Source organism: Micromonospora sp. WMMD1128 (genome assembly GCF_027497235.1).
Taxonomy (GTDB): Bacteria; Actinomycetota; Actinomycetes; order Mycobacteriales; family Micromonosporaceae; genus Micromonospora.
This window is the reverse complement of sequence record NZ_CP114902.1, coordinates 942,675-966,346: the sequence shown is the minus strand read 5'-3', so window position 1 is coordinate 966,346 and position 23,672 is coordinate 942,675. Positions and strand designations below refer to the sequence as shown.

The 23,672-nt window shown below is 71.9% G+C and carries 27 protein-coding genes and 2 pseudogenes; 18 read left to right on the top strand and 11 right to left on the bottom strand.

Going from position 1 to position 23,672, the window contains the following annotated elements; genetic code table 11:
- Positions 1-42: 42 nt before the first annotated feature.
- A complete protein-coding gene (locus O7602_RS04705; RefSeq protein ID WP_281586996.1) occupies positions 43-258 on the bottom strand; it encodes a hypothetical protein in 216 nt (71 codons plus the stop codon).
- A 195-nt stretch (positions 259-453) separates the two neighbouring features.
- On the opposite strand from O7602_RS04705, the gene O7602_RS04700 reads away from it, so the two are divergent.
- From O7602_RS04700 to O7602_RS04690, 3 genes are read left to right on the top strand one after another with little or no spacing between them, the layout of a single operon-like run.
- On the top strand, positions 454-1,608 hold the full coding sequence (locus tag O7602_RS04700; protein ID WP_281586995.1) for a 3-deoxy-7-phosphoheptulonate synthase: 1,155 nt from the start codon (positions 454-456) through the stop codon (positions 1,606-1,608).
- A 51-nt stretch (positions 1,609-1,659) separates the two neighbouring features.
- Entirely contained in the window at positions 1,660-1,884 is a 225-nt protein-coding gene (locus tag O7602_RS04695; RefSeq protein WP_281586994.1) for a hypothetical protein, read from the top strand.
- Positions 1,885-1,908: 24 nt separating this feature from the next.
- Positions 1,909-2,112 carry a hypothetical protein gene (locus O7602_RS04690; RefSeq protein ID WP_281586993.1) on the top strand — a complete coding sequence of 68 codons (204 nt, stop codon included), beginning with the start codon at positions 1,909-1,911 and terminating at the stop codon, positions 2,110-2,112.
- A 58-nt stretch (positions 2,113-2,170) separates the two neighbouring features.
- Here O7602_RS04690 and O7602_RS04685 read toward each other — a convergent pair whose 3' ends face one another.
- The 3 genes from O7602_RS04685 to O7602_RS04675 are packed head-to-tail and all read right to left on the bottom strand — an operon-like array spanning position 2,171 to position 3,359.
- Positions 2,171-2,743 (bottom strand): DUF1360 domain-containing protein, encoded by a 573-nt coding sequence (locus O7602_RS04685; RefSeq protein WP_281586992.1) that lies wholly within the window; start codon positions 2,741-2,743, stop codon positions 2,171-2,173.
- A complete protein-coding gene (locus O7602_RS04680; protein WP_281586991.1) occupies positions 2,743-3,060 on the bottom strand; it encodes a hypothetical protein in 318 nt (105 codons plus the stop codon). Before O7602_RS04680 ends, O7602_RS04685 begins: the two co-directional genes overlap by 1 nt.
- Entirely contained in the window at positions 3,060-3,359 is a 300-nt protein-coding gene (locus O7602_RS04675) for a DUF6158 family protein (protein ID WP_281586990.1), read from the bottom strand. The genes O7602_RS04680 and O7602_RS04675 overlap by 1 nt, the downstream gene beginning before the upstream one ends.
- A 122-nt stretch (positions 3,360-3,481) precedes the next feature.
- Between O7602_RS04675 and O7602_RS04670 the strand changes: the two genes are divergently transcribed.
- Both O7602_RS04670 and O7602_RS04665 read left to right on the top strand, forming a co-directional pair.
- Positions 3,482-3,904, top strand: a complete 423-nt coding sequence (locus O7602_RS04670; protein WP_281586989.1) for a hypothetical protein — start codon at positions 3,482-3,484, stop codon at positions 3,902-3,904.
- Positions 3,905-3,928: 24 nt separating this feature from the next.
- Positions 3,929-4,258: a DUF3817 domain-containing protein gene (locus tag O7602_RS04665; RefSeq protein WP_269690258.1), complete on the top strand. Its 330-nt coding sequence runs from the start codon at positions 3,929-3,931 to the stop codon at positions 4,256-4,258.
- A gap of 6 nt (positions 4,259-4,264) precedes the next feature.
- Here O7602_RS04665 and O7602_RS04660 read toward each other — a convergent pair whose 3' ends face one another.
- On the bottom strand, positions 4,265-4,765 hold the full coding sequence (locus tag O7602_RS04660; protein ID WP_281586988.1) for a DUF6232 family protein: 501 nt from the start codon (positions 4,763-4,765) through the stop codon (positions 4,265-4,267).
- Positions 4,766-5,162: 397 nt separating this feature from the next.
- On the opposite strand from O7602_RS04660, the gene O7602_RS04655 reads away from it, so the two are divergent.
- A complete protein-coding gene (locus O7602_RS04655) occupies positions 5,163-6,128 on the top strand; it encodes a C40 family peptidase (protein WP_281586987.1) in 966 nt (321 codons plus the stop codon).
- Between the two features lie 70 nt (positions 6,129-6,198).
- Here O7602_RS04655 and O7602_RS04650 read toward each other — a convergent pair whose 3' ends face one another.
- The 3 genes from O7602_RS04650 to O7602_RS04640 all read right to left on the bottom strand — a co-directional run bounded on the left by O7602_RS04650 (position 6,199) and on the right by O7602_RS04640 (position 9,516).
- Positions 6,199-7,188: a sigma-70 family RNA polymerase sigma factor gene (locus O7602_RS04650; protein WP_281590118.1), complete on the bottom strand. Its 990-nt coding sequence runs from the start codon at positions 7,186-7,188 to the stop codon at positions 6,199-6,201.
- 469 nt (positions 7,189-7,657) lie between these two features.
- Positions 7,658-8,605 carry an N-acetylmuramic acid 6-phosphate etherase gene (locus tag O7602_RS04645; RefSeq protein ID WP_281586986.1) on the bottom strand — a complete coding sequence of 316 codons (948 nt, stop codon included), beginning with the start codon at positions 8,603-8,605 and terminating at the stop codon, positions 7,658-7,660.
- A complete protein-coding gene (locus O7602_RS04640; RefSeq protein WP_281586985.1) occupies positions 8,602-9,516 on the bottom strand; it encodes a MurR/RpiR family transcriptional regulator in 915 nt (304 codons plus the stop codon). Before O7602_RS04640 ends, O7602_RS04645 begins: the two co-directional genes overlap by 4 nt.
- Before the next feature lie 196 nt (positions 9,517-9,712).
- On the opposite strand from O7602_RS04640, the gene O7602_RS04635 reads away from it, so the two are divergent.
- On the top strand, positions 9,713-10,396 hold the full coding sequence (locus O7602_RS04635; RefSeq protein ID WP_281586984.1) for an SDR family NAD(P)-dependent oxidoreductase: 684 nt from the start codon (positions 9,713-9,715) through the stop codon (positions 10,394-10,396).
- On the opposite strand, the gene O7602_RS04630 is transcribed toward O7602_RS04635, so the two are convergent.
- Positions 10,381-11,109 (bottom strand): dTMP kinase, encoded by a 729-nt coding sequence (locus O7602_RS04630; RefSeq protein ID WP_281586983.1) that lies wholly within the window; start codon positions 11,107-11,109, stop codon positions 10,381-10,383. The two genes, O7602_RS04635 and O7602_RS04630, sit on opposite strands and share 16 nt — an antisense overlap.
- 139 nt (positions 11,110-11,248) lie before the next feature.
- Between O7602_RS04630 and O7602_RS04625 the strand changes: the two genes are divergently transcribed.
- The 5 genes and pseudogenes from O7602_RS04625 to O7602_RS04605 all read left to right on the top strand — a co-directional run bounded on the left by O7602_RS04625 (position 11,249) and on the right by O7602_RS04605 (position 13,670).
- Complete coding sequence (locus O7602_RS04625) at positions 11,249-11,830, top strand: nucleotidyltransferase (RefSeq protein WP_281586982.1); 582 nt, start codon at positions 11,249-11,251, stop codon at positions 11,828-11,830.
- Positions 11,831-11,886: 56 nt separating this feature from the next.
- The gene (locus O7602_RS04620) at positions 11,887-12,096 is read left to right on the top strand and encodes a hypothetical protein (RefSeq protein ID WP_281590117.1); all 210 of its coding nucleotides are present in this window, start codon (positions 11,887-11,889) and stop codon (positions 12,094-12,096) included.
- Positions 12,097-12,106: 10 nt separating this feature from the next.
- A pseudogene (locus tag O7602_RS04615) lies at positions 12,107-12,884 on the top strand (metallophosphoesterase).
- On the top strand, positions 12,875-13,021 hold the full coding sequence (locus tag O7602_RS04610; RefSeq protein WP_013288160.1) for a GPGG-motif small membrane protein: 147 nt from the start codon (positions 12,875-12,877) through the stop codon (positions 13,019-13,021). The pseudogene O7602_RS04615 and the gene O7602_RS04610 overlap by 10 nt, the downstream one beginning before the upstream one ends.
- Before the next feature lie 154 nt (positions 13,022-13,175).
- Positions 13,176-13,670: a TspO/MBR family protein gene (locus O7602_RS04605; RefSeq protein ID WP_281586981.1), complete on the top strand. Its 495-nt coding sequence runs from the start codon at positions 13,176-13,178 to the stop codon at positions 13,668-13,670.
- Positions 13,671-13,713: 43 nt separating this feature from the next.
- Here the strand turns inward: O7602_RS04605 and O7602_RS04600 are convergent, their stop codons facing one another.
- A complete protein-coding gene (locus O7602_RS04600; protein ID WP_281586980.1) occupies positions 13,714-14,490 on the bottom strand; it encodes a peptidoglycan DD-metalloendopeptidase family protein in 777 nt (258 codons plus the stop codon).
- A 237-nt stretch (positions 14,491-14,727) separates the two neighbouring features.
- Here O7602_RS04600 and O7602_RS04595 point away from each other — a divergent pair, with 237 nt between their 5' ends.
- The 6 genes and pseudogenes from O7602_RS04595 (at position 14,728) to O7602_RS04570 (ending at position 22,068) form a co-directional block, all read left to right on the top strand.
- The gene (locus tag O7602_RS04595; RefSeq protein ID WP_281586979.1) at positions 14,728-16,071 is read left to right on the top strand and encodes an ABC transporter substrate-binding protein; all 1,344 of its coding nucleotides are present in this window, start codon (positions 14,728-14,730) and stop codon (positions 16,069-16,071) included.
- Positions 16,072-16,141: 70 nt separating this feature from the next.
- Complete coding sequence (locus tag O7602_RS04590) at positions 16,142-17,194, top strand: sugar ABC transporter permease (RefSeq protein WP_281586978.1); 1,053 nt, start codon at positions 16,142-16,144, stop codon at positions 17,192-17,194.
- A 1-nt stretch (position 17,195) separates the two neighbouring features.
- Positions 17,196-18,164 carry a carbohydrate ABC transporter permease gene (locus tag O7602_RS04585; protein ID WP_281586977.1) on the top strand — a complete coding sequence of 323 codons (969 nt, stop codon included), beginning with the start codon at positions 17,196-17,198 and terminating at the stop codon, positions 18,162-18,164.
- A gap of 64 nt (positions 18,165-18,228) precedes the next feature.
- Positions 18,229-19,299 carry a LacI family DNA-binding transcriptional regulator gene (locus tag O7602_RS04580; RefSeq protein ID WP_281586976.1) on the top strand — a complete coding sequence of 357 codons (1,071 nt, stop codon included), beginning with the start codon at positions 18,229-18,231 and terminating at the stop codon, positions 19,297-19,299.
- A gap of 41 nt (positions 19,300-19,340) precedes the next feature.
- Positions 19,341-20,981: an alpha-amylase family glycosyl hydrolase gene (locus O7602_RS04575; RefSeq protein WP_281590116.1), complete on the top strand. Its 1,641-nt coding sequence runs from the start codon at positions 19,341-19,343 to the stop codon at positions 20,979-20,981.
- Between the two features lie 194 nt (positions 20,982-21,175).
- A pseudogene (locus tag O7602_RS04570) lies at positions 21,176-22,068 on the top strand (IS5 family transposase).
- Between the two features lie 18 nt (positions 22,069-22,086).
- Here O7602_RS04570 and O7602_RS04565 read toward each other — a convergent pair.
- Positions 22,087-23,523 (bottom strand): MFS transporter, encoded by a 1,437-nt coding sequence (locus tag O7602_RS04565; protein ID WP_281586975.1) that lies wholly within the window; start codon positions 23,521-23,523, stop codon positions 22,087-22,089.
- Between the last annotated feature and the right edge of the window lie 149 nt (positions 23,524-23,672).

Here is a 23,672-nt window from a genome sequence, read left to right as displayed (position 1 = left end):
GCGCCACCTACCGGGGGTCCCGCCGGGGCCGGGGCGTGACGCTCAGTCGGGCGGCTCGACGGGGTTGACGGTCTCGGCGGAGCTGCGGTGCTCCAGCACCGTGTCCGGGGCGGCGTTCCGGTCCTCCTCCCGGAGGTCGGATTCGGCGAGGATCGCGTCGGCCTGGGCCTGCGCGTCGTCGCTGCCCGCCGCCGCCTCCTCGGGCAGCAGGTGCGCGCGGGAGGAGATCCGGTCCTGGTCGCTCTGGTCGTGGCTCATGGCTGTTCCCATACCCCGCGTCCCGCTTCGCGGAACGGCGCGGGCGTTCGCGGGCGCATCCGGGTACGCTGGCCGGCGTGACGCGGTCGTATCGATGGTTTAGGCAGCCGGCTGGAGGAGCCGGTGACTCGACCGTGAGCTGACGTCACCACCTCTTCGAGCCGGCCGGGCAGGGATGGTTCCCTGCCCTTTCGCATGCGAGCTGCCGGCTCGGTCCCCGGGCGCCGGCCCCGGGGCACGGTCGGCGAAAGGAAACCCACCGTGACCACGTCCCCGGATGCCCGCCGGGTCATCGACCAGCGGATCGACCGCGTCGTGCCGTTGACCACCCCGGCCCTGCTCCACCACCACCTGCCGCTTGACGCCGCCCTCGCCGAGGCCGTCGTGGCCGGCCGGCGCGCGGTCAGTCGGGTGCTCGACCGCGCCGACGACCGGCTGGTGGTGGTGGTCGGCCCGTGCTCGGTGCACGACCCGGCCGCCGCGCTGGAATACGCCGGCCGGCTGCGCGAGGCCGCCGACCGGGTCGCCGACGACCTGCTCGTGGTGATGCGGGTCTACTTCGAGAAGCCGCGCTCGACCGTGGGCTGGAAGGGCCTGATCAACGACCCGGCGCTGGACGGCTCGGGCGACGTGAACACCGGCCTGCGCACCGCACGTGCCCTCCTGCTCGACGTGCTGCGGCTGGGCCTGCCGGTGGGCTGCGAGTTCCTCGACCCGATCACCCCGCAGTACATCGCGGACACGGTGGCCTGGGGCGCGATCGGCGCCCGGACGGTGGAGAGCCAGGTGCACCGGCAGCTCGCCTCCGGCCTGTCCATGCCGATCGGCATGAAGAACCGCCCCGACGGCAGCATCGCCACCGCCGTGGACGCGATCCGGGCGGCCGGGGTGCCGCACGTCTTCCCCGGCATCGACGTGTCCGGCACTCCGGCGATCATGCACACCCGGGGCAACGCCGACGGCCACCTGGTGCTGCGCGGCGGGGGCGGCCGACCCAACTACGACGCGGAGTCGGTGGCCGGGGCGCTGGACCTGCTGCGCGCGGCGAGCCTGCCCGAGCGGGTGGTGATCGACGCCAGTCACGCCAACAGCGGCAAGGACCACCGCAACCAGCCGCGGGTCGCCGCGGACGTGGCCGCGCAGCTCGCCGCCGGCCAGCGCGGCATCGTCGGGATCATGCTGGAGAGCTTCCTGCGCTCCGGCCGGCAGGACCTGGACCCGACCCGGGAGCTGGAGTACGGCCGGTCGATCACCGACGCGTGCATCGGCTGGGACACCACCGACGAGGTGCTCGACCACCTGGCGCAGGCGGTCCGCGCCCGCCGCGCCACCCTGCCCGCGCCGGCCTGAGCCGGGGTCGGGGTGGCGTTTGACCGGTTCGGGGCCGGGTAGGTGGTCGGCGTGACAGACGACGCGCCCGTGACCGAGCAGCCGGACACCAGGCCGCTCGACGACCTGCTCGACCACCTCTACCAGGGCCAGGAGCGGATCAGCCAGGCGGACATCTACCGCCGGGCGGTGGCCGCCGAGCTGCCGGCGGAGCTGCTCACCCGGATCGCCGCGCTGCCACAGGGCGAGTACGCGGTGGACGAGGTGACCGACATGCTCGGCGGCACGGTCGCCTGAGCCCCCGTCGACGAGAGGACGCGCATGACCGACCGCGAGCCCGACCACGAGCACCTGGCGGCGCTGGGCCAGCCCCCGGAGGGCACCGACACGCTGCCGGAGCCGGACTTCGCCAACGAGCACGACCGCACCGCGGTGGACCGGGACATCATCACCGGGGAGGACGAGCGGGAGTCGGAGACGTCACGGGGCTGGGCCGGCGAGGACCACGGCACCACCCCCACCTGATCCCGGGCGCGAGCGAAGCGGGGCCGGCGCGCACGCGCCGGCCCCGTCGTTCGTCGGCTCACTCCTCCTGGTGGCCGCCCTCGGCCGCCCGCTGGGCCACCGCGTAGCCCATCTGGAGGAAGTCGGAGGCGGCGACCGCGGTCAGCGCGGTGGCCACCAGCCGGGTCAGCCGGGGCGCCAGCACCAGGCCGCCGGTGAGCCCGGTGGCCACCCACACCGCCAGGCAGAACGGGCAGCTGACCAGCTCGCCGAGCGCGTGCCGGGTGGGGCTGCCCTCGTCGCGGACCTGCTCCATCACCTCGCCGCTGCCGCCCGGGTGGTCGTAACGGGTGAACGGCGCCCGCAACGGGCTGGTGATCGCGTCCTTGGAGATCAGCCGGCTCAGCTTGTGCGTGGCGATGGAGAGCAGCACCACGTCCCCCGGGGTGGGCCGCTCGGGCACCGGGCGGCCGGTCGCCCGGACCACCCCGACCAGGGCCGCGGTCACCCCGGCGTACGTGCCCATCGCCTTCAGGTAGCCCTCCAGCGGTCGGTGCTCGTGCGGCGCGTACGCCTGGCGCAGCCGCGCCACCTTCTGCTTCAGGCCACTCCCGGTCAACCCGGCCTCCCTCGTCGTCGTACCGGCCGGCATCAACCGGCGGTCAGGTTGTCGGCCACCTCGCGGTCGAGGTTGGCCAGGATCTCGTCGGCCAGGTCGTGGTCCGGGCCGGCCAGGTCCAGCCGGACCCGGGCGCCGCCGGCGTCGGCCGGCTCCACGTCGATCTCCGCCGACCAGTCGGCGCTGCTCCACCTGGCCCGCATGTCCTCGGCGTCGAGCACCTCCACCCGGCAGGTGCCGGAGCGGCGCAGTTCCTCGGGCAGCCAGGCGGAGGAGCGGTCCGGGTCGGTCGCGGTGTTGAACACCACCTCGGGCGGCGCGGACATGCCGCGCTCGGCGTGACTGGCCATCAGACGTCCCGCAGCCGGTGCGGGTCGACCTCCCGGCCGGGGTGCCGGGCCAGGTACTCGGTCTCCAGTTCGGCGGTGCGGCGCAGGTGGTTGGCGAGCGCGGAGTCGGTGGCGTGCCGCAGCGTGTCCAGCCGGGTCCGGTGCAGGCTGCGTACCTCCCGGATGAGGTCGTCGTCGCCCAGCTCGGTGGGGTCCACGCCGGGAAGCTCCTCGTCGACGGTCCCGGCGCGGGCGTGGTCGCCGTCCCACTCGGTGACCCGCTGCTCCGGGCTGGCGTCCCGGCTTGCCGATTCGGTCATCGTCGCCCCCTCGTCTCGTTCGGGCTGGCGACTAGACGGTTGCCCAGCGGGGGTGCCACCAAACCACGCCCACCTACGACACCGCGTCGGAGACGGCCGGCGTCCCCGGTACCCTCGATGGCATGCAGCGGCTCCGGACACCGGCGTGGATCGTCCGCCACGTGGCCATGGTCGTGCTTGTGGTGGGCTTCCTCGGGTTGGGCTGGTGGCAGGTCACCCGGGCCGCCGGGGGCAACTCGTTGAGCTTCGGTTACGCGATCGAGTGGCCGGTCTTCGCCGGCTTCGTGGTCTTCGTCTGGTGGCGCGAGGTCCGGCAGGCGCTGCGGGCCGAACCCGGGCAGCCGGCCGAGCCCGCGCCGCCGGTGAGCGCGGCCGGCGCGCCGGTCGCCGCCGGGACCCCGGTGGTACGCCGGCCGGTGCGCGCCGCCCGGGTGCCGGTGGGCCCGGTCGACGGGGCGGACGACGGCGATCTGGCCGCGTACAACCGCTACCTTTCCTGGTTGAACGCCAATCCGGGCGCGCGGCCCGGCGACTATCCCGGCTGAGGCCGGTCGGAAGGACGGACGACGGTGGGCGGAGCCCTTACCCGGTACCGCGTGATCGCCTGGATCGTGGGCGTGGCGCTGGTGGTGCTGGTCCTGATCGGCATGCCGCTGAAGTACGGCTTCGACAATCCGAGCGTGGTGGCCGTGGTGGGCGTCGCGCACGGCTGGCTCTACATGCTCTATCTGGCGCTCACGTTCGACCTGTCCCGCCGGGCCGACTGGCCGTTGAAGCGGATGCTGCTGGTGATGCTGGCCGGGACGGTGCCGTTCGTCTCGTTCTACGCCGAGCGGCGGGTGAGCCACTGGGTGGCGGCCGAGCGCCGGCCCCGTACCCCGGAGCCGGTCGCCGGCTGACCGCGCTCAGCGCGCCGGCCGCCACGGCCCGGCGCCCGGCGGGTCGGTCCAGCCGCCGAGGCGGGCTCCTTCCCGGGCGCGCCCGAGGGCGCGGGCGACCTGGCCGAACTGGCGCTCGTCGTCGCTGCTGAACAGCAGCACCTCGGTGCCGCGGATCCGTCCCCACAGCTCGTGCGCCGGGGGCCGCCAGCGGTCGCCGGCGAGCACGAGCAGCAGCGGCAGCAGGCCGGCCGCGCCGAGCGTGAGGTACGCCCCGGCGGTGAGCCGGTGCAGGCCGCCGGTGAAGCCGAGCAGCACGCCGACGGCGGCGATCAGCGCGGCGGAGACGCCGACCGCCCGGACGGCGAGCCGGTCGTGCGGTCCGCGGGCGGTCCGGAGCTGGGTGATCTCGGCCACCGGCCAGCTGCTGCGGCCGACGGTGAAGCGTTCGCCGGTGACCACGATGCCGGGCCGGGCGTAGAGCAGGGTGGGGGCGGGCGGATGGGTGGAGGAACGATCGGTCTGCACGGTGGCCTCCCGGGATCGGGGTCCCGTGGTGGGATTCCCGGATCCGCGTCCCATTGTGTGGCCGGTCCGCCACCCGACCTCGGGTTTTCGCCTTCGGCACGAACCGTCGGCACGGCATCCGCCCAGAACGACGAATGGGGCGAGCCTCACCTTTTACGCAGAGGAGCCCGACGCGAGGCCATTCGGTTCGCGAAACGGTCACAGACCGTGAACGTCATCATTGTCACTTTCCGACACTTTGCCAACTTTCGCCCCTGCTTGAACTCCCGACAACTCCGATCACGGGTTAGGTTGTCCAGGTCGGTCCGGTCGACCGCCGTCCGCCCGGACGGCGCCGGGTCGGTGTCGACGGGTCGCGCAGGCGTCCCCGCCGACCATGGAGAGGAGCTTTCCGCTCTTGTCGTCCTTACGGATGCTGCTCCGCTCGCTCGCGGTGGCCGGCCTCTCGGCCGCGCTGCTCGCCCCGGCGTCGGTGGCTCGGGCCGAGCCCACCACCGCCGAGCTGACGAAGCAGATCGAGAAGTCCTCGACTGAGCTGGAGCGAATCGTCGAGTCCTACAACAAGCTCAACGAGGACATCAAGGCCAACAAGGCCGAGGCGGCCTCGTTGCAGGCCCGGATCGGCCCCTTGCAGGAACAGGCCGAGCGCAGTCGCGCCGACGTGGCCGTGCTCGCCGCGACGGCGTACAAGACCGGCGGCATGCGCACCGCCGCGGCCCTGCTGGAGCCGGGCGGCACGGCCGCGCTCCCGGAGCGGCTGGGCACGCTCGACCAGCTCACCCGCCAGCGGCAGCGCACCATCACCGGCTTCACCGCCGACCAGCGCCGGCTGATCGACCAGAAGACCAAACTGGACGTCACGCTGGCCCGGGAGGCGGCACAGGTCAAGCAACTCAAAGCCGGGAAGAAGCGGATCGAGGCGGACCTGTCCCGCCTCTACGAGATGCGCCGCAAGGCGTACGGGCGGGCCACCGAGGCGCCGGCCAAGGCGAGTTCGGCGGGCAAGCCGCCGGCGGTCTCCGGCGATGCCGGGATCGCGGTGCGGTACGCCTACGGCGCGGTCGGCAAGCCCTACGGGTACGGCAACGACGGTCCCGGCAGCTACGACTGCTCGGGCCTGACGATGGCCGCGTGGCGGGCCGCCAACAAGTCACTGCCGCACAACGCGGCAAAGCAGTGGAAGGCCACCACCCGGATCAGCCGCAGCCAGCTGCAACCGGGAGACCTGGTGTTCTACTCCGGGCTCGGGCACGTGGCGATCTACGTCGGCAGCGGCCAGATCATCGACGCGCCGAGCGCGGGCCGCAACGTCAGCAAGCGGGGCATGAACATCATGAGCATCGCCGGCTACGGCCGGGTCTGACCCCGGACAGGCGAACGGCCGGCGTCCCCCTATCGGACGCCGGCCGTTCGTCGTTTCAATTACTACCAGGTCAGGCCGCCTGCAAGCCCTCCGCGCGGGCCAGCTCACGGAGCCGGCCGAGGGCCTGGATCTCCAGCTGGCGGATCCGCTCCCGGGAGAGCGAGAACCGGGAGGCGACCTCGGTCAGCGAGTGCTCGCGGCCGTCCTCCAGGCCGTAGCGGGCCCGCATGATGCCGGCCGACCGGTCGTCGAGGTGGTTGAGCAGACCCTCGATCCGCTGCCGCTCCAGGCCGGTCAGCACGATCTCCTCCGGCGACGGCGCGTCGCTGTCGGCGACCAGGTCACCGAGGTTGGTGTCGCCGTCGTCGCCCACCGGGGTGTCCAGCGAGACGGTGTCCTGCGACCAGCGGACCAGCTCGTTGACTCGCTCGACGGTGACGCCGAGCGCGGTCGCGATCTGCTCCGGCTCCGGGTCGCCACCCAGCTCGCGGGTGAGCTGCCGGGCCACGTTGCGCATCCGGTTGACGTCCTCCACCAGGTGCACGGGCAGCCGCACGGTCCGCTCCTGCTGGGCGATCGCCCGGCTGATGGCCTGGCGGATCCACCAGGTCGCGTAGGTGGAGAACTTGAAGCCCCGCTCGTAGTCGAACTTCTCGACGGCCCGGACCAGGCCGGTGTTGCCCTCCTGGATCAGGTCCAGCATGGGCATGCCGGAGCGCACGTAGCGGCGGGCGATGGAGACGACCAGCCGCAGGTTCGCACGGATGAACAGGTCCTTGGCCCGCTCACCGTCGACGACCACGCGCTCCAGCTCCTCCCGGGTGGCCCCGTCGGGAATCCGCTCGGTGTCGATCAGGTGCTCGGCGTAGAGGCCGGCCTCGATCGACTTGGAGAGCTCCACCTCCCGGGCGGCGTCCAGCAGCGGCGTCCGGGAGATCTCGTGCAGGTAGACGCCGACCAGGTCCCGCTCCTCGGCGACCTCGTCGGTACGCATGCCGATGTTCTTGTCCACTATTGCCACGGTCCCCTCACTCGCGCCGGTTGCCCGGTTCCTTGCCATCCCCACGTTCATCAGCCCTCCCCGTAACCTCCGCTGTGCCCGTAGGTGCTGACACCTACACAACAGATGTGACGTGTCGGGGATTCCATGTCGTGAGTCGAAACTGTCACGAATGCCTGAGTGGTAGCTGAGAGCCCGGTCCATGTTTGCTGTCAGGACCCCTACCCGGGTGGCCCACGGACGCCCTGGTGAACGGAGTCCGCAGCAGCGGAATCACCGTCCGCCCATGGAATGGCACCATTGCCCGTTCCATGAACACAGCGAGCCGCGTCACCACGTATCTGCGATCCTGGTCACTGCGTGATACGAGCCCGCGGACCGGTCGGTTCAGCCACCGTGAAGGATTACCCTCCGCCTCGTTGAACAATCCGCCCGGGGAGAGCCGTCCCCTCCCGCCACGTGATACGCGTCGCACCGGCCGGACGGATGCGCCGGGCGGGTGGACACGCGGGAGGATCGCCCCCGGGCCTCAGGAGGCGAGCAGGGCCAACGCGCCGCGCACCTGGTCGGCGGCCCGGGCCAGGGCGGCCCGGGCGGCCGGCACCTCGGCCCCGGAGACCAGCGTGACCAGGGCGGTCTTGAGGTCGCCGTCGGTCTGCTGGAGGGCGACCCGGCAGACCTCCTCGGCGCAGCCGGTGGCCTCCACCAGGATCGAGATCATCCGGCCGCGCAGCTTCGCGTTCGTGGCGACCATGTCGATCATCAGGTTGGAGTAGACCCGGCCGAGGCGCACCATCACGGCCGTGGAGAACGTGTTGAGCACCAACTTCTGCGCGGTGCCGGCCTTCATCCGGGTCGAACCGGTGACCACCTCGGGTCCGGTGTCCACCCCGATGAACACGTCCACCGAGCCGGCGGCCTCGGCCTCCGGATTGGCGCAGAGCAGCACGGTCCCGGCACCCTGCGCCCGGGATGCGGCGAGCGCCCCGAGGACGTACGGGGTGCGCCCGCTTGCCGCCAGGCCGACCACCAGGTCACCGGGGCGTACGCAGTCGGCGGCCTCGGCGGCGCCGGTGCCCTCGTCGTCCTCGGCGTCCTCGACGGCCCGCCACATCGCCTCCGGGCCGCCCGCCAGGTGCGCGCAGAACCAGTGCCGTGGCGAGTTGAACGTGGGGGCCAGCTCGGCCGCGTCGAGCACCCCGAGGCGACCGGAGGTGCCGGCGCCGAAGTAGTGCACCCGGTGCCCGTCACGCAACGCGGCGACGGCGAGGTCGACGGTCTCGGCGATCTCGTCGAGCACGGCGGCCACCGCGGCCGGCACCCGCCGGTCCGCCTCGTTGATCACGGTGAGCACGTCCCGGGTGGACATCAGGTCGAGGTCGACGCTGTGCGGGTTACGCCGCTCGGTCGGCGCGCCGACGCGCACCACCGGGCGCACGGCGGCCACCTCGTCGCGCTCCACCCGACCCGGCGTCATGCCCGCCTCCGCCCCGGGCCCACCCGGCGTGACTGGACGGCCTCGGCGGTGGCCTCCAGCGCCTTCTTCGTCCGGGTCCGGCTCCGGGCGGCCACGCCGACGAAGAGGCAGTCCACCACGGTGAGCTGGGCCAGCCGGCTGGCCGTCGCGCCGGACCGGTAGGTCGTCTCCCGGGCGGCGGTGGTGAGCACGTGGTCCGCGACCTCGGTGATCGGTGAGCGGGGGAAATTGGTGAGCGCCACCGTGGTGGCCCCGCGCGTGCGGGCCTGCTCCAGCACCTCGATGACGTCGGACGTGGTGCCGGTGTGCGAGATGCCGATCGCGACGTCGCCCCGGCCCAGCAGCGCGGCGGAGGTGAGCGCGGTGTGCACGTCCGGGAAGTAGAACGCGACCCGGCCGATGCGGTGCAGCTTCTGCTGGAAGTCGGAGGCGACGAAGCCGCTGGCGCCGGCGCCGTAGACGTCGATCCGGCCGGCCGCGCCGATCGCCTCGACCACCTGCGCGCAGACCGCCGGGTCGAGCTGCTCGGCGGTCTCCTCGACGGCCCGTGCGTCGTTGAACGCGATGGTGGCGATGATCTGGGCCAGGTCGGCGCCGGGCGGGATGTCGCCGCCGACCACCCGGACGTCCGGCGGCTCGATCCGGCGGGCGGCCTCGGCGGCGAGCCGGATCCGCAGTTGCGGGTAGCCGTTCATGCCGACCGAGCGGCAGAACCGGATGACTGTCGCCTCGGACGTCTCGGCGGCGGTGGCGAGGTCGGTGATGGTGCGCCGGGCCGCGTCCGCGGGATCGGCGACGACCAGCCGGGCGACCCGCTGCTCGGCCGGGGACAGCGAGGGCAGGAGGCCGCTGATGTGGACGATCAGTCCACCGGGCTCGTGACTCGCAGAAATCTTCGGACTCTTCGCCACGGATGAAACTTACTTTCAGTAAGGCGGGAGCGTCAACCATGACACCGCGTATCGGGAAATTTACCGCCTTCCGCGCCTGATCCCCGCGTTCAGGGTCCCATCACCGCAGCCCCACCGCCTCCCCCGGTCCGGTCGACTCACTCCCGCCGGCCGGCCATCCGGCGAACGGGCGCGACCGGCGGCTAGCGTGAGCGGCATGGTGGATCGCACGGTGCTGGTGACCGGAGGCACGGGTGGGCTCGGCGGCGCGGTCACCGCCGCCTTCCTCGGCGGAGGGTGGCGGGTGGTCGTACCCGGTCGGGAGGCCGGGGAGACGACGCCCGACGGGCCGGTGCGGGTGACGGCGGACCTGCTCACCCCCGAGGGCGCCGCGCGGGCGGTGGCAACGGCCACCGGCGAGCCCACGGCGCCGCTGCGGGCGGTGGTCAACCTCGTCGGCGGGTACGCCAGCGGCGGGCTGGTGCACGAGACCCCGGTCGAGGAGTTCGAGCGGATGCTGCGGATCAACCTGCGCCCGACCTACCTGGTGACCCAGGCGGCGCTGCCGCACCTGGTCGCGGCCGGCGGCGGCACGGTGGTCTGCGTGTCGGCCCGGGCGGCGGCGGCCCCGTTTCCCGGCGCGGCCGGCTACGCCACCGCGAAGGCCGGGGTGCAGGCGTTCGCCAACGCGGTCGCGGTGGAGTACAAGCAGCGTGGGGTGCGGTGCAACACGGTGCTGCCGAGCGTCGTCGACACCCCGGCCAACCGGGCCGCCCAACCCGACGCGGACCACCGGCGATGGGTGCCGCCGGCCGAGATCGCCGCGGTGATCCGCTTCCTGGCCGGCGACGAGTCCGCACCGACGAGTGGCGCGAGCATCCCGGTCTACGGGCGGGCCTGAGCCGGCACCGGGCCGTCCCGCCCGCCGCCGGTCGGACGCGGCGGGCCGCCCCCGCCCGGTTCGGCCAGGGCCGCCGGGTCGTCCGGCAGCCACTCGCTCAGGTGCGCCCGGATCCGCCGGGACACCTCCTCCGGTGAACCGCCGCCGTCCACCACCACGAAACCGGGATACTCCGGCAGCGACCGGTACGCGGCGGCGGCGGCGGTCAGCCACCGCATGCTCTCGTGGTCGGTGCCGCGCTGCTCGATCCGCCGGTACGCCTCGGCCGGGTCCACGGTCAGCAGGAAGGTGACCCGCGGCGGCGGGAAGACCCGGTAGCCGGCCCGGGCCAGCCGTTCCCACCGGTGCCCGCCGTGCGCCCGGATGCTCGCGTACTGGCAGGCCGACCAGCGGTCCATCACCGCCGTACGGCCGGTGACCAGGCAGCTGAGCAGCGCGAGCGCGATGGCCAGCCAGCGCAGCACGGACTCGACTGCGAGCAGTCCGTCGCGCCCGACCAGGCGCTGTGCGTCCGGCCGGCCGACGCGCTTGGCGATCCGGCCGAGCCACCGGCGACCGCCGGCGTTGCGGTGGTAGGTGGCCGGATGCCCGGCGGCGGTGAGCGCCTCGGCGAGCCGGTGGGCCTGGGTGGTCTTGCCGGAGCCGTCGATGCCGATCAGGGCGACGGCGCGTAGTCGGGGTCCGCCGCGCCGCGTCCGCAGTGAGCTGGCCACCTCACCCAGGTTATCCGGTGCATGCTCACACCGGCGCTTTGTCGCTTTCCTCCCCGAGCGGACCCAACAGGTGTGGCCGGGGCGTCCGCCGGGTACGCACCCTAATCTCACCGCCCACGACGACGACGGGAGACCTCAGATGGCCGAGCGCGGGGACGAGACCCTGATGCACACGCTGAAGAAGGTCGCCGCCGTGCTCAAGGAGTCCGAGATCCCGTTCGCGCTGGGCGGCAGCTTCGCGGTGTACGCGCACGGCGGCCACTCCAGTGAGCACGACGTCGACTTCCTGATCCGGGAGTCAGACGTCGACCGGGCGCTTGAGGCGCTCGTCGACGCCGGCTTCACCGCCGAGCGTCCGCCGGAGGACTGGCTGGTCAAGGTCTACGACGAGGGGCGGATGGTGGACCTCATCCACCGGCCGATCGAGACGCCGGTGACCGAGGAGACCTTCGCCGACACCATCGAGCGGCCGGTCGACGCGATCCGGATGCCGGTGCTGTCGGCCAGCCAGCTCATGGTGCACAAGCTGCTCAGCTTCTCCCAGCACTACTGCGACTTCGCCCGCGCCCTGCCGCTCGCCCGCTCGCTGCGGGAACAGATCGACTGGGAGCGGGTACGGAAGGAAACGCAGCACTCGCCGTACGCGGAGGCGTTCCTCGTGCTGCTCGATCGGCTGGACGTGCTGCCCGGCGGCGCGCCCGGCGGAAGGGAGATCCCGTGACCGGACAGCCCGGCGACGTGCCCCCCGACGAGTACGTCGAGGCGGAGATCCAGAGCATGCTGGCCGAGGACCCGTCCGTGGCCGAGCAGGGCATCACCGTGGTGCGCCGCGAACGCGGCCTGGTCCTCTACGGCGAGGTGGAGAGCGCGCACCGGCGTGCGGAGATCCTGCGGCGGGTGGCCGAGCGCTTCCCGCACACGCCTGTGACGAGCGACATCGGAGTGATCCGTGCGCAGGCGCCCACCCAGGTCGAGGAGCTGCCATGAGGGAGGTTCGATCGTGATCCGGATCGCCGCCGTCGGCGACGTGCACGTGGACGAGGACGTGGTGGGCCGGTTCCGCCCGGCCCTTGAGGAGCTGCCGGACTGCGCCGACGTGCTGCTGCTCGCCGGCGACCTGACCCGGCACGGCACCGAGGCCGAGGCGCGCTGCGTGGCGCGGGAGTTCGGTGACCTCGGCGTGCCGGTGATCACCGTGCTCGGCAACCACGACCACCAGTGCGACCAGGTGCCGCAGGTGGTCAAGGTGCTGGAGGACGCCGGGATCACCGTGCTGGAGGGCACCGGCACGGTGCTGGAGTGCGAAGGTGGGCGGCTCGGCGTGGCCGGGGTGAAGGGGTTCGGTGGCGGATTCGCCGGGCGGTGCGCCAGCGACTTCGGCGAGCCGGAGATGAAGTCGTTCGTGCGGACCACCCGGGAGAGCGCCGACTCGCTTGCCGCCGCGCTGCTCGCGCTGGACTGCGACGCGCTCGTCGCGCTCACCCACTACGCCCCCGTGCCGGACACGCTGGCCGGCGAGCCGCCGGAGATCTATCCGTTCCTCGGCTGCTACCAGCTCGGGCAGGCGATCGACTCGGCGCCCACCGCGCTGGCGCTGCACGGGCACGCCCACCACGGCACCGAGCGCGGCACCACCCCGGGCGGGGTGCGGGTCCGCAACGTCGCGCACCCGGTGATCAAGCAGGCGTACAGCGTCTTCCACCTGGGAGATCAGCTCGACTGAGCGGGAGGTTTCCCGGCACCGAGGTCCGGGTATCCAGCCAACATGGAGCTGATTCTCTGGATTCTCGCAGTCGTACTCGTGGTCGCCGGAATTCTTGCCCTCTTCCGTCGGCAGATCCTCTGGGGCATCGTCCTGATCGTCGTGGGCCTGCTGGTCGGCCCGGGTGGCGTCAGCATCTTCAACACGTAACCCCCGCCCGCACCACCGATGACCCGCCGGGGTCGTCGGGTCCGGCGCTCTGTCCTCCCAGACCCGAGCGCACCGATCCGACGGCTCCGGCGTTTCGCGTCCGGCGGCCGGCTGCCTGCCGTTTGCGCCACGCCGGGCCGGGCATCACAGCGGTATGACGATCTCCGGAAGCATCCGGCGGGCCCGCGGCGGCCGGCGCTGGTGGGCTCTGCTGGGGTTCGGCGCCGCCACGTTCGCCGCCGCCGCGATCGGCGGGCTGGGCGTCCGGGGCACCTCCGCCGAGTACCAGAGCCTGGAGCAACCTGCCTGGGCTCCGCCGTCGTGGCTGTTCGGCCCGGTCTGGACCGTGCTCTACGCGTTGATCGCGATCGCCGGCTGGCTGGTCTGGCGCCGGGTCGGATTCGGCCCCGCGCTCGGGGCCTGGGTCGCGCAACTGGTGCTCAACGCGATCTGGACCCCGCTCTTCTTCGGCGCCGGCCGGTACGGGTTGGCGTTCGCCGAGATCGTGCTGATGTGGCTGGCGATCGGCGTGACCGTCGCGCTGTTCCGCCGGGTCTCCCGGCCGGCGACGCTGCTGATGCTGCCGTACTGGGCGTGGGTCACGTTCGCCGCCGCGCTGAACTTCGCCATCTGGCGGATGAACGCCTGACCGGCTCCGGGCGCGGGAGCCGTCGCCCCCGCGCCCGGTCCGGTCAGCAGCGGGGCACGCCCGGAATGTAGCCGTCGTAGCCGGTGTAGACGTAGGCGTCGGAGATGAACCGGCCGGAGCCGATCCGGTCCCAGATCGAGCTGGTGCCGTAGGTGCCGGTGACCGAGGTGCCGCTGGTCTGGCAGTGGATCGTCACGCCGGCCCCGTCGGCCACCGAGCCGACCGCGCTGTAGCCGGTGCCCGGGCCGGAGCGCACGGTCAGCGGCGAGCCCGCGGTGTTCACCGTGCCCGCGCCCGTGTTCGCTCCGGAGCAGCCGTTGTCGCTCTTGTAGGTCTTGGTGCCCCAGTAGAGCGCCGCCGCGCCGTTGAATTTGATCTTCACGGCACTGCCGCCCGACCGCTGCTCGTAGTGCAGGTGCGGTCCGGTGGAGCCGCCGGTGGTGCCGACGTATCCGATCACCCGTCCGTATCCGACGGTCTGCCCCACCGAGACGTTGAAGGCGTTCAGGTGCGCGTAGTAGGTGGTCCAGCCACCCCCGTGGTTGATCCGCACGTACTTGCCGTAGCTGGTGTCGCCGAGGTTGGTCACCACGTCGACCGTGCCGGGCGCGCTGGCCACCACCGGGTCGCCCAGATCGTCGGTGCGGTTGAAGTCGATCGCGTTCGCCGGGCTGTGGTTGGACCGGGTCTGCCCGGACCAGGACTGGTTGCACGGGAACGGAACCTTGAACGTCGGCGCGGCCATCGCCGGCGCCGCCGGGACGATGGTCGCGGCCAGGACCGCCACTCCCGCCCCGAGACTGAGCCACCGCTTACGCATCCACTACCTCCGATGTCGAAAGTCTTCGATGGGATACGGACAGGGTGGCAGAAAGTTCCGTTCGGCGGAAGAACCGTGGGAGCGCACCCAAGCAGGTGAGCGAGTTTCGGGATTGTTACCGGGCCGTGTCCGGTCGGGGGGTGGACCGAACGGGATGCAAGCGCTTACATGTGGGGACGACCATCGGACCGGCGCGGATTCGACTTCCCCCATGCGCCGGCAAGGAAGGAGAACGGCATGGCGTTTGCCAGATCACGCCAGGCTCTCGCGGTCACCGGCGTGCTGGGGCTGGCGCTCGGCGTCGCCGCCTGCGGCACCGGCAACGACAAGAAGAGCAGCGACAAGGCGGGCTCGGCCGAGTGCGCGGCATACGAGAAGTACCAGGGCAACGACGGCAAGAAGGTCTCGATCTACTCCTCGATCCGGGACATCGAGGCCGACCGCCTCGATGAGTCCTGGAAGGAGTTCGAGGACTGCACCGGCATCGACATCGACCACGAGGGATCGGGTGAGTTCGAGGCCCAGCTCGGCGTCCGGGTGGACGGCGGCAACGCCCCCGACCTCGCGTTCATCCCGCAGCCGGGTCTGCTCAAGCGGTTCGTCGACTCGGGCAAGCTCAAGCCGGCCAGCGCCGACACCAAGGCGATGGCGGAGGAGAACTACTCCCCCGACTGGCTGAAGTACAGCACCGTCAACGGCCAGTTCTACGGCGCCCCGCTGGGCTCCAACGTGAAGTCCTTCGTGTGGTACTCGCCGAAGACCTTCAAGGAGAAGGGCTGGACGGTCCCGACCACCTGGGACGACCTGATCAAGCTCAGCGACCAGATCGCCGCCAGCGGCATGAAGCCGTGGTGCGCCGGCATCGAGTCCGGTGACGCCACCGGCTGGCCGGCCACCGACTGGATCGAGGACGTGCTGCTGCGCACGGCCGGACCCGACGTCTACGACCAGTGGACCACCCACGGCATCCCGTTCAACGACCCGAAGGTCGCCGAGGCCGTGAACAAGGCCGGCACCATCCTCAAGAACGAGAAGTACGTCAACGGCGGCTTCGGCGGCGTGAAGAGCATCGCCACCACCTCCTTCCAGGAGGCCGGCGTGCCCATCACCGCCGGTAAGTGCGCACTGCACCGCCAGGCGTCCTTCTACGCCAACCAGTGGCCGAAGGGCACCAAGGTGGCCGAGGACGGCGACGTCTTCGCGTTCTACTTCCCGGGCCTCGACCCGGAGCAGAAGCCGGTGCTCGGCGGCGGCGAGTTCGTCGCGGCCTTCGCCGACCGCCCCGAGATCCAGGCGGTGCAGACCTACCTGGCCTCCGGCGAGTACGCCAACAGCCGCGCCAAGATCGGCGACTGGGTGTCCGCGAACAAGAAGCTGGACATCAACAACGTGCCGAACCCGGTGGACAAGCTCTCCGTGGGCATCCTCCAGGACCAGAAGACCGTCTTCCGCTTCGACGGCTCGGACCTGATGCCGGCCGCCGTCGGCGCGGGCACCTTCTGGAAGGGCATGGTGTCCTGGATCAACGGCAAGGACACCACCACGGTGCTCAACGACATCGAGGGCAGCTGGCCGAAGTGATGGTTTCCGGTGGCCCGGTCCGCGAAGGCGGACCGGGCCACCGGTCCACCCGACCCCGGAAGGAGGGTTGATGGATTTCGACTTCGCGGCCGAGCAGCCGAAGTTCCTCATGTTGATGTATGGGCTGATCGCCTTCGTCCTGGTGGTGGGCGGCCTGCTCCTGCTGCTCGACGTGGTGCCGGCCTTCTTCGCCCGCCGACGCGAGGCACGCCTGGTCGCCGCGACGGCCAACGGCGCCGTGCTGTCCGGCCGCCCGCGCAAGCAGGGGGAAGGGATCTTCGCGCTCTTCTTCCTGCTGCCGACGGTGCTGCTGCTGCTCATCGGCCTCGTCGTCCCGGCGATCCGCACCACGCTGCTCTCGTTCATGGACGGGCGGAGCGAGAACTTCGTCGGCCTGGACAACTACGCCTGGATGCTCGCCGACGACTCCATCGTCCGAGTGCTGATCAACACGCTGGTCTGGGTGCTGCTGGTGCCACTGGCGGCCACCACGATCGGCCTGCTCTACGCGGTGATGGTGGACCGGGCCCGACTCGAGGCGCTGGCCAAATCCCTGATCTTCATGCCGATGGCCATCTCGTTCGTCGGCGCGAGCATCATCTGGAAGTTCGTCTACGCCTTCCGGGGCGCCGAACAGGACCAGATCGGCCTGCTCAACCAGATCGTGGTGTGGTTCGGCGGAGAGCCCAAGCAGTGGCTGCTCGACTCGCCGCTGAACACCCTGCTGCTCATCGTCATCATGGTCTGGATCCAGGCCGGCTTCGCGATGGTGGTGCTCTCCGCCGCGATCAAGGCGATTCCGGGCGACATCATCGAGGCCGCCCGCCTGGACGGCGTGACGGCCTGGCAGATGTTCTGGCGGGTGACCCTGCCGAGCATCCGACCGGCGCTGATCGTGGTCGTGGTGACCATCACCATCGCCACGCTGAAGGTGTTCGACATCGTCCGGACCGCCACCAACGGCAACTACGAGACGAGCGTCATCGCGAACGAGATGTACAACCAGGCGTTCCGGTACGGCCAGAACGGGCACGGCGCCGCGCTCGCCGTCGTGCTCTTCATCCTGGTCGTGCCGATCGTGATCTACCAGATCCGCAACCTGCGGCAGCAGCGGGAGGGCTGAGATGACCACTGCCACGCCCACCGTCCCCGCCGGCGCCCAGCGCACCGACGACCCACCGAAGACCCGGGCCGGTCGGGTCCGCCGACGCCTCAACACGCCGACCGCGACCCTGGTCTCGATCGTCCTCGCGATCGTCTGGACCGTGCCGACCTTCGGCCTGTTCGTCTCCTCGTTCCGGCCGGAGAACCAGATCAAGACCACCGGCTGGTGGACCTTCTTCAGCGATCCGCAGTTCACCCTCGACAACTACGAGCAGGTGCTGTTCGGCAGCTCGTCCTCGGCCGGCCAGTTGGCCAGCTACTTCATCAACTCGCTGGCGATCACCATTCCGTCGGTGCTCTTTCCGCTGGCCTTCGCCTCACTCGCCGCGTACGCGCTGGCCTGGATCAACTTCAAGGGGCGGGACTGGGTCTACATCGCGATCTTCGCGTTGCAGATCGTGCCGCTGCAGATGGCCCTGGTGCCGCTGCTGAAGTTCTTCTCCACCGGCGTCACCGTCGCCGGCGTCCAGGTGCTGCCGGCCTGGGACCTGGTCGACGAGCAGCGGTTCGCGCAGGTGTGGTTCGCGCACACCTGCTTCGCCCTGCCGCTGGCCGTGTTCCTGCTGCACAACTTCATCAGCCAGCTACCCAAGGATCTGATGGAGGCGGCCCGGGTCGACGGGGCCACCCACCCGAAGATCTTCCGGACCATCGTGCTGCCGCTGATCACGCCCGCGCTGGCGGCGTTCGGCATCTTCCAGTTCCTCTGGGTCTGGAACGACCTGCTGGTCGCGCTGATCTTCGCCGGTGGCGGCGACGAGACCGCACCGCTGACCGTCCGGCTCGCCGAGCTGGCCGGCACCAAGGGGAACGAGTGGCAGCGGTTGACCTCCGGCGCGTTCGTGTCGATCGTCGTACCGCTGATCGTGTTCCTGTCCCTCCAGCGCTACTTCGTGCGGGGCCTGCTCGCCGGCAGCGTCAAGGGTTGACCCGGCGCCCCGCCGCCGCCGGGCCACCGGCGGCGGCGGGACCGGGTCGCAACGGGGAGCAGCGATGACCAGGATTGACGACGTCGCCCGCCTGGCCGGGGTCTCGACGGCCACCGTGTCCCGCGCGCTGCGCGGCCTGCCGACGGTGTCCGCCGCCACCCGCCGCCGGGTGCTGGCCGCCGCCGAGCAACTCCAGTACGCGGTCTCGCCGAGCGCCTCCCGGCTGGCCGGCGGAAAGACCGGCACGGTCGCGGTGGTGGTGCCCCGGATCACCAGGTGGTTCTTCGGCACGGTGGTCGAGACGGTCGAGGACTCGCTCCAGCAGAACGGCTACGACCTGCTGCTCTACAACCTCGGTGGCCGGGAGCAGACCCGCCAGCGGGTGCTGCGCACGGCCAACCTGCACAAGCGGGTGGACGCGATCATCCTGGTCGCCACCCCGCTGCGCGCCGCCGACGTGCACGCGCTGACCAAGTTCGACCTGCCCGGCGTGACGATCAGCTCCGGAAGCGGAGTGCCCGGCTGGCCCTGCGTACGGATCGACGACGTGGCCGCCGCCCGGACCGCCACCCGCCACCTGCTCGACCTCGGACACACCCGGATCGCGCACATCTCCGGCGACCCGGACGACGAGTTGGCCTTCACCACTCACCTGGACCGGCGGCGCGGCTACCAGGAGGCCCTGCGCGCCGCCGGTCTCCGGCCCGACCCGAGCCTCGACGTCGAGTCCCGGTTCACCATCGACGGCGGCACCCGCGCCACCGCCGAACTGCTCGCCCGCGGCGAGCCACCGACCGCCATCTTCGCCGCCTGCGACGAGATGGCGATGGGCGCGATCAGCGCGCTTCGCGACGCCGGGCTGCGGGTGCCGCAGGACGTCAGCGTGATCGGCATCGACGACCACGACCTGGCCGGCGTGCTCGGGCTGAGCACCATCGCCCAACCCGCCGCCGACCAGGGACGGCTCGCCGCCCGTATCCTGCTCGACCCGCTGGGAACGGGCGTGACCGAACCGTACCCCGGTCTGGTGCCGGCGCCCCGCGCCGCTGGCGGCGCCCCGCGGACACCGGCCTCGGTGATCCTCCCCACTCGGCTTGTGGTGCGGGACTCGACCGCGCCGCCCCGGGCACACTGAACGGACCCGTTCGTCCGCACCACCACCTGAGGGAGAAGGCGCTGAACACCGACGCGACGCAGCAGGCCCCGGCCACCGGCTGGTGGACCGAGGCGGTCATCTACCAGGTCTACCCGCGTTCGTTCGCCGACTCGAACGGCGACGGCATCGGCGACCTGCCGGGCATCACGGCCCGCCTCGACCACCTTGCCGAGCTGGGGGTCGACGCGATCTGGCTGTCCCCGTTCTATCCGTCGCCGCAGGCCGACGCCGGCTACGACGTGGCCGACTACCGGGACGTCGACCCGCTCTTCGGGACGCTCGCCGACGCCGATCGGATGATCAGCGAGGCGAAGGCCCGCGGCCTGCGGGTGATCGTCGACCTGGTGCCCAACCACACCTCGTCCGCGCACCGCTGGTTCACCGCCGCCGTGGCCGCCGCGCCGGGTAGCCCGGAGCGGCAGCGCTACGTCATCCGCGACGGCAGGGGCCCGGCCGGCGCCGAGCCACCGAACGACTGGGAGAGCGTGTTCGGCGGCCCGGCCTGGACCCGGCTGCCGGACGGGCAGTGGTACCTGCACCTGTTCGACACCGGCCAGCCGGACCTCAACTGGGACAACCCGGAGGTGCGCGCGGAGTTCCTCGACGTGCTGCGCTTCTGGCTGGACCGGGGCGTCGACGGGTTCCGGGTGGACGTCGCGCACGGCCTGATCAAGCAGGCCGACCTGGCGGACTGGCAGGAGCCGCAGGAGATTCTCTCCGGCCAGGAGGCGGACAAGCCGCGTCCGCCGATGTGGGACCAGGACGGCGTGCACGAGGTCTACCGCGAGTGGCGGCGGCTGCTCGACTCGTACCCCGGGGAGCGGGTCCTGGTGGCCGAGGCGTGGGTGGAGCCGGCCGAGCGGCTGGCCCGCTACGTCCGGCCGGACGAGATGCACCAGGCGTTCAACTTCGAATACCTGATGGCCGCCTGGACCGCCCCGGCCCAGTACGCGGTGATCACCCGCTCGTTGGAGGCCACCGACGCGGTCGGCGCGCCCACCACCTGGGTGCTGTCGAACCACGACGTGGTCCGGCACGCCTCCCGCCTCGGGCTGACCACCGCCGGCGGTCGGATGAACGGCATCGGCGTCGACGACCCGCAGCCGGACGTGGCGCTGGGCCTGCGCCGGGCGCGGGCGGCCAGCCTGCTGATGCTCGCGCTACCCGGCTCCGCCTACCTCTACCAGGGTGAGGAGTTGGGGCTGCCGGAGCACACCACGCTGCCCGACGAGGCCCGGCAGGACCCGACCTGGGAGCGCAGCGGGCACACCCAGCGCGGCCGGGACGGCTGCCGGGTGCCGATCCCGTGGGAGGCCGACGCCCCGTCGTACGGCTTCGGGCCGACCGACGCGAGCTGGCTGCCGCAGCCGCCGGTGTGGGCGGAGTACGCGCTGGACCGGCAGCGCGGGGTGCCCGGCTCGACGTACGAGCTGTACCGGACCGCGCTGCGGTTGCGCCGCGAGCACGCGCTGGCCCGGGGCCCGATGCGCTTCCTCTCCTCCGGCGACGAGGTGCTCACGTTCACCAACGGCGACCTGACCGTGCTGACCAACTTCGGCGCGACGCCGGTGCCGCTGCCCGCCGGCGCGACGGTGCTGGTGTCCAGCGCCCCCCTGGACGGCTCCGCCGTCCCCACCGACGTCACCGTGTGGTGGGTGTAAGGCGGGGGCCCCGCTTAACGCTTTCTGCATAGGCGGGGGCCCCGCTTAACACCCACCGGTTAGGGCCTGTGTCGAAGTCGGTGCCCGGGGCTTGAGTTGTTGGGTGAGGGTCTTGGCGTGTCGGTGTTCGAGATGTAGCGAGGTCTCCGGTATCTGGTTCAGCGACCAAGCAGAACCCGAACACCGGAGACCTCGTGGACAGCCTAGCGGTGACGAGGCGGCATGACCTGACCGACGCACAGTGGGCGGCGCTGGAGCCGTTGCTGCCTGCGGGGCGTCGGCCAGGTCGGCCGTCGACATGGACGAAACGGCAGCTCATTGATGGGATTCGGTGGCGGGTACGGGTTGGCGCCCCGTGGCGGGACGTCCCGCAGTGTTACGGGTCCTGGGCGGCGGTGTACGCGCTGTTCCGGCGTTGGCAGCGCGATGGGACCTGGGCGAAGATCCTGACCGTGTTGCAGGCCCTGGCTGACGGGGGTGGACGCGTCGTGTGGGACGTGTCGGTGGACTCGACGGTCGCTCGGGCGCATCAGCACGCTGCGGGGGCGCGTAAAAGGGGGATCTGCAGGTCGAGCCGCCGGGCGGGGTCACGGTCGAACCGGACGACCACGCGCTCGGTCGCTCGCGCGGTGGGCTGACCACGAAGGTGCACCTGGCATGTGAGCAGGGGCAGAAGCCGCTGTCGATCGTGTTGACCGCCGGGCAGCGCGGGGACAGCCCGCAGTTCATCCCGGTGCTCGACGGGATCCGGGTGCCCCGCCTCGGCGGTGGCCGGCCCCGGACCCGCCCGGACCGGGTCCTGGCCGACAAGGCGTACACGTCGAAGGCCAACCGCCGCTACCTGCGTCGACGTGGGATCGCCGCGACGATCCCGTCGAAGGCCGACCAGGACGCGAACCGGCGTAAGAAGGGGTCCAAGGGCGGCCGGCCACCGGCCTTCGACCCCCAGCGGTACCGGCAGCGTCACGCCGTGGAGTGCGGCATCAACCGCCTCAAACGCCACCGTGCCGTGGCCACCCGCTTCGACAAACTCGCCGTCCGCTACGAGGCCACCGTGCACATCGCCGCGATCAACGAGTGGCTGTGACCGACTTCGACACAGTCCCTAAGCGGGGCCCCCGCCTTCGGCTTCCAGGCGGTCGGCACGGGTGTGCAGGAGCGCGTGCACCTGCGCGATGTCCCGGGGTGACGTACGGGCCGCCAGCCAGTACATGACCCCCGTCGGCACGAAGAACAACTGGAACGCGGCCAGCCCGACCGCGTAGTTCAGCGGCGGCGGGAACGCCACCCGCAGCGCGGCGAACGCGACCCCGACCAGCCCGTTGCCGGCCGCCCGACCGACGCCGTTGACCAGGTTGCCCAGGCTGTAGACCGTGCCCCGGTGCTCGGGCGGGTTGACGTCGGCGATCAGCGCGAACCAGTTCGGTGAGTTGGCCGACGTGAGCGCCAGCGCGACCACGGCGGTGAGCAGGCTCAACCCGATCGTCGGCTCGGTGAGGACGCTTGACAGCACCGCCGCCACCACCGCGCCGGAACCGCCGCCGTCGGGCACGTCGATCCGGATCGGCACGAAGAACAGGACCAGGTAGAACGGCACGGCCGCGAGAATCCCCACGGCCGCGACAAGCGCCCGGCCGCTCGGCGTACGCCGTTGCAGCGCGTCGCCGACCAGGCCGCCCACGATGGAGAGCACGCCACCGAGCTGGAACAGGGTGGCGAAGACGCTGCCCACCACGACGGCGGTGGCCGCCGAGTAGCCCTGCGCCTCGGCCCGCTGGCTGAACAGCACCGGCAGCCAGACCAGCGAGCCGAAGGCCGCCTGGGCGGTGAGCCCCTGGAGGATCAGCCAGCGGTTGGTCCGCCGGGCCAGGATCCGGGGCAGGTCGGCGCGACTGATCCGGTAGTCGTACTCGCCGCCGGCGTCCAGCGCCTCGGCCAGCTCGGGCTCGCTCTGCCCGCGCGCGATGTCGTAGGTGAACAGGTACGCCGCCGTCGCGGCCAGGCCCACGCCGGTCAGCAGCAGGAACGGCCGCCGCCAGTCGGTCGCGCCGAGCAGGCCGCCGGCCAGCGTGCCGGCAAGTGTGCCGACGCCCTGGGACAGCCCCCAGAAGCTCATCACCAGGCCGCGGCGGCGCGGCGAGATCAGGTCGGTGACCACGGAGAACCCGACCGAGCCGACCGCCCCCAGCCCGATCGCGGCGACGAGCTGGGCGACCAGGAACGTCGGGTACCGCTCGGCCAGCGCGCTACCGCCGGTGCCGGCCGCCCAGATCAGCGTGCCGACCATGAGCAGCGGCTTGCGGTTGGTGCGGTCGCCGACGTACGCCCAGCCCACCGCGGCCACCGCGCTGACCAGGAAGCTCACGGCCGTGACCAGGCCGAGCAACCGCTGGGGTACGCCGAGCGCGCCGGAGATCGGCCCGTAGAGCGGCGGCACCAGGCCGATCGCCACGTTGTCGAGCGAGGCGAGCACCACGAAGACCACGACGCTGTAGAACCGGTGGGCCGCGTTGCCGCGCCGGAAGACCATGGTGCTGCTCATGCCGGCAGCCAACCAGGCTTGTGCCCGGCGCGCACCACGACCCCCCGGCGCGCCGTGCCCGGTGTTAAGCGGGGTCCCCTCCTATACCGGAGGCGTTAAGCGGGGCCCCCTCCTTTCCCCCGGGCGTGGGGTGGCGTCGCACCTGCTCG

Coding starts and splice junctions, on each gene's coding strand:
- O7602_RS04705 (WP_281586996.1), bottom strand. CDS start 258: ATGAGCCACGACCAGAGCGACCAGGACCGGATCTCCTCCCGCGCGCAC.
- O7602_RS04700 (WP_281586995.1), top strand. CDS start 454: ATGCGAGCTGCCGGCTCGGTCCCCGGGCGCCGGCCCCGGGGCACGGTC.
- O7602_RS04690 (WP_281586993.1), top strand. CDS start 1,909: ATGACCGACCGCGAGCCCGACCACGAGCACCTGGCGGCGCTGGGCCAG.
- O7602_RS04685 (WP_281586992.1), bottom strand. CDS start 2,743: ATGCCGGCCGGTACGACGACGAGGGAGGCCGGGTTGACCGGGAGTGGC.
- O7602_RS04680 (WP_281586991.1), bottom strand. CDS start 3,060: ATGGCCAGTCACGCCGAGCGCGGCATGTCCGCGCCGCCCGAGGTGGTG.
- O7602_RS04675 (WP_281586990.1), bottom strand. CDS start 3,359: ATGACCGAATCGGCAAGCCGGGACGCCAGCCCGGAGCAGCGGGTCACC.
- O7602_RS04670 (WP_281586989.1), top strand. CDS start 3,482: ATGCAGCGGCTCCGGACACCGGCGTGGATCGTCCGCCACGTGGCCATG.
- O7602_RS04650 (WP_281590118.1), bottom strand. CDS start 7,188: ATGGCAAGGAACCGGGCAACCGGCGCGAGTGAGGGGACCGTGGCAATA.
- O7602_RS04645 (WP_281586986.1), bottom strand. CDS start 8,605: ATGACGCCGGGTCGGGTGGAGCGCGACGAGGTGGCCGCCGTGCGCCCG.
- O7602_RS04635 (WP_281586984.1), top strand. CDS start 9,713: ATGGTGGATCGCACGGTGCTGGTGACCGGAGGCACGGGTGGGCTCGGC.
- O7602_RS04625 (WP_281586982.1), top strand. CDS start 11,249: ATGGCCGAGCGCGGGGACGAGACCCTGATGCACACGCTGAAGAAGGTC.
- O7602_RS04620 (WP_281590117.1), top strand. CDS start 11,887: ATGCTGGCCGAGGACCCGTCCGTGGCCGAGCAGGGCATCACCGTGGTG.
- O7602_RS04610 (WP_013288160.1), top strand. CDS start 12,875: ATGGAGCTGATTCTCTGGATTCTCGCAGTCGTACTCGTGGTCGCCGGA.
- O7602_RS04605 (WP_281586981.1), top strand. CDS start 13,176: ATGACGATCTCCGGAAGCATCCGGCGGGCCCGCGGCGGCCGGCGCTGG.
- O7602_RS04600 (WP_281586980.1), bottom strand. CDS start 14,490: ATGCGTAAGCGGTGGCTCAGTCTCGGGGCGGGAGTGGCGGTCCTGGCC.
- O7602_RS04595 (WP_281586979.1), top strand. CDS start 14,728: ATGGCGTTTGCCAGATCACGCCAGGCTCTCGCGGTCACCGGCGTGCTG.
- O7602_RS04590 (WP_281586978.1), top strand. CDS start 16,142: ATGGATTTCGACTTCGCGGCCGAGCAGCCGAAGTTCCTCATGTTGATG.
- O7602_RS04585 (WP_281586977.1), top strand. CDS start 17,196: ATGACCACTGCCACGCCCACCGTCCCCGCCGGCGCCCAGCGCACCGAC.
- O7602_RS04580 (WP_281586976.1), top strand. CDS start 18,229: ATGACCAGGATTGACGACGTCGCCCGCCTGGCCGGGGTCTCGACGGCC.
- O7602_RS04565 (WP_281586975.1), bottom strand. CDS start 23,523: ATGAGCAGCACCATGGTCTTCCGGCGCGGCAACGCGGCCCACCGGTTC.